This is a genomic window from Immundisolibacter sp. (assembly GCF_028696615.1).
GTDB lineage: Bacteria > Pseudomonadota > Gammaproteobacteria > Immundisolibacterales > Immundisolibacteraceae > Immundisolibacter.
Map to the genome: position 1 here is coordinate 1 of NZ_JAQVGQ010000188.1, position 5,340 is coordinate 5,340.

1 protein-coding gene is annotated in these 5,340 nt (G+C 74.3%); it reads right to left on the reverse strand.

All coding sequences use genetic code 11. The features are described 5' to 3' along the window. Window positions 1-4,961, reverse strand: a 4,961-nt coding sequence (locus PHC73_RS11205; RefSeq protein ID WP_366949866.1) for a glycosyl transferase family 36, incomplete at its 3' end; no start/stop codon positions are given. Between the last annotated feature and the right edge of the window lie 379 nt (window positions 4,962-5,340).

The following is a 5,340-nucleotide window of genomic DNA, read 5'->3' on the forward strand; positions in this document are numbered from 1 at the left end:
AGCCAGGAGGCGCCGTGCGAGTACTGGCCGCCGTTCTCGCGCACGCCGGGCGGGTACAGCGCGATGCGCCCTGGCCAGGGCGTCGAGTGCTCGTCGAACGGCGGCCACTGCACGCGCACCAGCAGCTCGGTTTCGAGCTGCGGCAGCTCGGCGCGCAGCGCCGCCAGCGCGTCGCCAGCCGGCACGGCACCGGACAGCGCCGGCCAGGCGGCGGTGAGGGCGTTGGCGTGCAGCAGTTCGGCGCCGGCGTCGTCGATGGCGCGCAGGTAGCGCTCGCCGCGGCGCATGCCGGCAATCGCCTCGCGCAGCGCCTCCCCCGCTGATTGCCAGCGCGCGGCACTCGCCGCATCACCGCGCGCCTCGGCCAGCGGGATGAAATCCGCCAGCACCCGATGCAGGAACATCCCCAGCCACACGCTTTGGCCGCGCCCGTGGTGGCCGATGCGGTCGAGCGCGTCGTTCCAGTCGCCCGTGCCGATCAGCGGCAGGCCGTCGCGGCCACGGCGGGCGAGCGTGTAGTCGATGGCGCGCCGGCAGTGCTCGTACAGGGTGGCCTGCTCGGCCGACGGCCGCGGCGCGAAGCCCCAGCCGTCGGCGCCGTGGGGGATGGCCGGGCCCTCGACGAAGGCGGTGCGCTCGTCGAGGATGCCGGCGTCGCCGGTGGCCTCAACGTATTGCGCGGCCAGATACGGCAGCCACAGGTGCGGGTCGCTGGCGCGGGTGCGGGCGGCAAAACCGGTGCGCTCGCCCGCCAGCGGGTGCCACCAGTGCAGCACGTCGCCCTCGACGAACTGCTGGCCGGCGTGGCGCAGGATCTGCTCGCGCGCCAGCTCGGGGGCGAGCAGCAGCAGCGGCAGCACGTCCTGCAACTGGTCGCGAAAGCCATAGGCGCCGCTGCGCTGCTCGGGCCCGCAGCGCGCCCACAAGCGCGCGGTGAGAAGCTGATACGGCAGCCAGACGTTGACCAGGCGGTCGAAATCCGGCCGGTCGGTTGCAACCTGCAACGCGCCAAGACGCCGCCGCCAGTCGGCCTCGACCGCGGCCAGCCCCGCCTGGGCGGCCGCCACACTGCCGGCTTCTCGCGCCAGCGCCAGCGCCGCCTCGCGCGTCGGCGCCTGCCCGAGCGCAAAACACACCCACCGCTCGCCACCCGCCGGCAGGTCGATCTCCTGCGCCAGGGCGGCGATGCGGCTGCCGTCGTCGATTGCCGCCGGATCGCCGGCACCGAGCCCGACGAAACACGGCAGCGGCCCCGCCGCCTTGCCTACGAAGTGACTGCGCACGGTCTCGACCGCCGGCCGATCGAGGCTGCTGGCCACGAACGCCCAGCCGGGCGCGAAGCCGTTGTCCGGATTGCGCGCCAGCACCACGCCGCCGCTCACCGCCACCTCCAACCGGCCGCGGCTGTCGACCGGCAGCTCGGCCAACACCCACTCGAAATAGCCCACCACGCGCACCCGTCGCGGCGCCGCGGCGCGGTTGACCAGGCGCAGCAGGCGCCACTGTACGGGGCGGTCGGGCGCCACACCGAGCGACAGTTCGAGGTCGAGCTCGCCGGCGGCGCTGGCGAACTGCGCCTGGCCCGGCGCGAAGCGCGCCTCGTGCCCGTGGGCTGCGTGGCGCAGCGGCGCGAAGGTGGCCGTGGCGCAGGCGCCGGCGTGCACATCCACCACGTACAGCGCCTCGCCCGGCAGGCGGTGGCTGCCGTTGGCCGAGCGAAACGGCGTCAGCGCGTTCTGCTGGCTGTTGCCGGCGAAGGCGGCGATGTGCCCGGCGCTGTCCAGCACCAAGCCGTGGCCGAGCGCGTTGGCGATCACGTGGCTGTAGGGCCGCGCGGCGGCGCCGTCCACCTGCAGCGTCCAGCCGTCGGCCGAGAAGGCGCTCTTGGGCGGCGCGGCATCGCGCACCTGCCGCACGGCGTCGAGCGATGTCTTGAGCCGCACCGGCGCCGGCCGGGGCGTGCCGAGCCGGCGGGCGATCAGCTCTACCGCGGCGTCGGTATCCGGCGCAAAGCCGGTGACGAAGCGCACCTGCACCCGCGCGCCCGGCGGCAGGTCTACTTCCACGGTCAGCGAGAAGGCCGGATCGAACGGATGCAGCAAGCCCTCGTCGTCTGGCCGGCGCGGCGCATCCGCGGCCAGGCCGTCCGGCTGCGCCACCCCGCCCGCGCCCAGAAAGCGCCCGGCGCTGTCCTCGTAGCCGACCAGGCGCACGCGCTCACCGTCCGCCGCCACGGCGTGGAAGGCCACCTCGCCGGCCGGGCGACCGCGGGCATCGGTGAGCAGGCGGCTGTGCGCCAGGAGGGCGCCCAGCGGCGCCACGAAGCGGCTGCCGATGTGCAGGGCGTTGAACGCCGGGTGACGGACCGCGCCTTCCGCACTCAGGGTCAGCTCCTGGAAGCTCACCAGGCGCAGGCGCCGCGCCCGCTCGCCGGGATTCTCGAGCGTGATGGTCCACTGCTCGACCGGGTCTGCGGCCGGCACCTCGACGCGACTGGTGGCGCGCAGGCCGGCCGCCTCGGCCGCGAAGGCGAGCGCCGTCGATGACAGCTCCGTTACCGCATGGCGCACCGCACCACCCGGACAGGGCTCGCGCGTCGGCGACCACACCGGCTGGCCCGGCTCCACCAGGTAGAAGAACCGCCCGCGGCGGTCCAGATCGTCGTCCGGGCGGCGCGTGAGGTCGATTTCCGGGCAGCCGCGGCGCAGGCGGATGGCCTGCGCATAGCCGCGGCCGTCGTCCGCCAGGCGCAGTGTGTAAAGGCCATTGCCGAGCCGGTGCAGCGGCGCCTGGCGCACCCGGTGCAGGGTGCCGGCGCGCCAGGCGCGCAGCAGCACCCAGGCGGTGAGCGCAATCGCCAGCACCGCCGCCAGCGCGTAGGCGTTTACGAGATCGTGCACCGCCGGCAGCAGCGGGCCGGTCTGGCCCTGCATCTGCTCGGCGCGCGTCCACACCTGATCCCACTCGCCGCCGCGCGGGATGTAGAACGGCACCAGCAGCGGCGCCCAGGTGGCGAAGCGGCGCAGGCCCTCAGGGATCACCTGCCCGCGCGGGCCGTGGCCGAGCGCGCGCGCCAGGCGGGCGTCCACCGCGTCCACGCCGACGAAGGAGAAATTCACCAGCGTCGCCACCCGCAGGCCCATGTGGTCGAACCAGATCAGCACCCGCAGCCAGTCGTAAGCCATCAGGCCGAGGAACAGCTCGAGACTCCAGGCGCGGAACTCGCCCGCCGGCAGCAGCAGCTGCTGCACGGTGGCGAGCGCACTGCGCACGGCGCCGTCCTGGTTGTACCAGGCCGGGTCCGGCGCCAGGCGCAGGAAACTCGCGATGATCGGCGCCATCCACAGGCCCCAGCGCAGCACCCGCACCGTCTGCGCGCCCACCTCGGCCAGACCCGCGCGGCTGAAGGTGGCCCGAATCGGCCGCAGGCGGCGTTCGATCAGCGCCGTCAGCAGCACCAGGTTCAGGCTGAACAGCGGCGCCGCCAGCGCCCACTGCACCACACCCGACAGCGACTGCGCGTAGAACAGCTTCACGCCGCCCGTGACGGGTCCAAGATCGGTGGCGCCCCACTTGCTGAACAGCGGATAAATGATGAACTCGTAGCTGGCGCGCCCGGCGCTGGGGTAATACACCGCCGCGTAGCCGGCGAAGCGGTCCAGCACTACCTGCCACTGGCCGGCGTCGAAATACCAGGCCAGCAGTCCGCCGGTGACGCCGCCCATCAAGGCCTGCAGCGCATACACCATCAGCCGCTGCGGGCGCCGGCGCAGCCCGCGCGCGATGGCGATGGCATCCAGCACCAGGCTGGCACCGGCGAACACCACCGCGCCGCCGAGCGCCCCGGCGCCGAAGCGCGCCCCGTCGCCGGCCGCCGCCAAGGCGTGCGTGAACCACAGCGCCACCGTCAGCCCAGCCAGCGCGCCGCGCAGCAGGTTGGCGGGATCGCGATAGGCGGCGACCAGCCGGCTCGCCAGCGGCGGGCTGCCGTCGAAGGTCTCGACGAGCGTACGCGCCAGCGCGAACAGCACCATGCCCAGCAGCGGCCCGGCCAGCAGCGGCGCGGCGGCGATCCAGCCGGCGCTGCTGCCGCGGCCGAGCGCCGCCGCGGCGTGGATCAGCAGCATGAACCAGCCGCCATACACGGCGCCCTTGCCGGCACCACTGCGCCAGTGGTCGAGCGCCGCCTGCCAGGTCGGCCGCCGGCCCTTGAGCGCATCCAGCAGCGCGCCGGTGACCAGGAACGTCTGTCCCCACAAGCCGGCCTGCGCCAGCATGGCGCTGCCCACCACCAGCGGCCATTGCTGCCAGGCGGGCAGACCGACCACCCACAGCCCGCTGCCCAGATCCGCCGCCTGTGGCGTCAGCGCCGCCCACAGCGCGCTGCCCCACAGCAGCGCGTGCAGGCGCCCGCCGCGCGTGCGGCGCTGGTCGATGGCCAGCCCGAGCCCCAGCAGCGCGAACTCACCGAACAGCCCCAGCACCAGCCAGCGGCCGAGCAGGCGGGCCGGCTCGGCCGACAGCCCGCTCCAGGCACCAAGCGCCTCGAGCAAACCCCGCGAGGCCAGCACGAACAGGCCGTTGAACACCACGAACGGCGTCGCCAGCAGCACCAGCGCGGTCGCCGCCGGCAGCGGGCGGCGCTGGTGCGCCGGCAACAAGCCGGCCGCCAGGCCGTACCCCAGCAGGCCGAGACTGGCACCGAGCGGCGTCAGGCGCAGCAGGTCGGACCACTGCCGCGGCGTCTGCCACAGCGGCAGGTCCGGCGTCGCCGCCAGCGCGAACAGCGCCGCCACCGCCGCGTGGCGCAGCGCCAGCCAGGCGCCGTCCGGCGCGCCGCCGGCGCGGCCGATCAGCAGCAGGCCGAGCCCGCCGCCGGCTGCCGCCAGCCACGGCCAGCCGGCCGCGACGCCCGCCACGGCCACCGCAAACAGGGCGACGCCCGCCAGCCAGAGGACCATCCCGTTCGCCAAGCCGGCCGCCGCCGTTGCTGTCCGCACGTGTGCTCCTTGATATAGATACCGAAAAACTCCATCCCTGGAGTTTTTCGGCTCGCGCGGCGCGGGCCTGTACCGCGCCGCGCTCCATCGCTCGATGGCTTACGCGCTTGACCGATGTCGAGGCATCCGGCCCGGCCGGCCGCCCGCTCCACCGCGCCCTCGAAAACGGGCCAACCCACGGCATCTGCCAGAATGCCCGCTGCGGCGCCCGGCCAACCGGCTGGCGGCGCGCATTCTAGTCAACCGGAACCCGCCTGCGCCGATGTCCGCCGGCCGATCCTGGTGTCTTTGCCTGCTGCTGCTGACCGCTCCGGTGCTGGCACAGGACAGTGGCCTGATC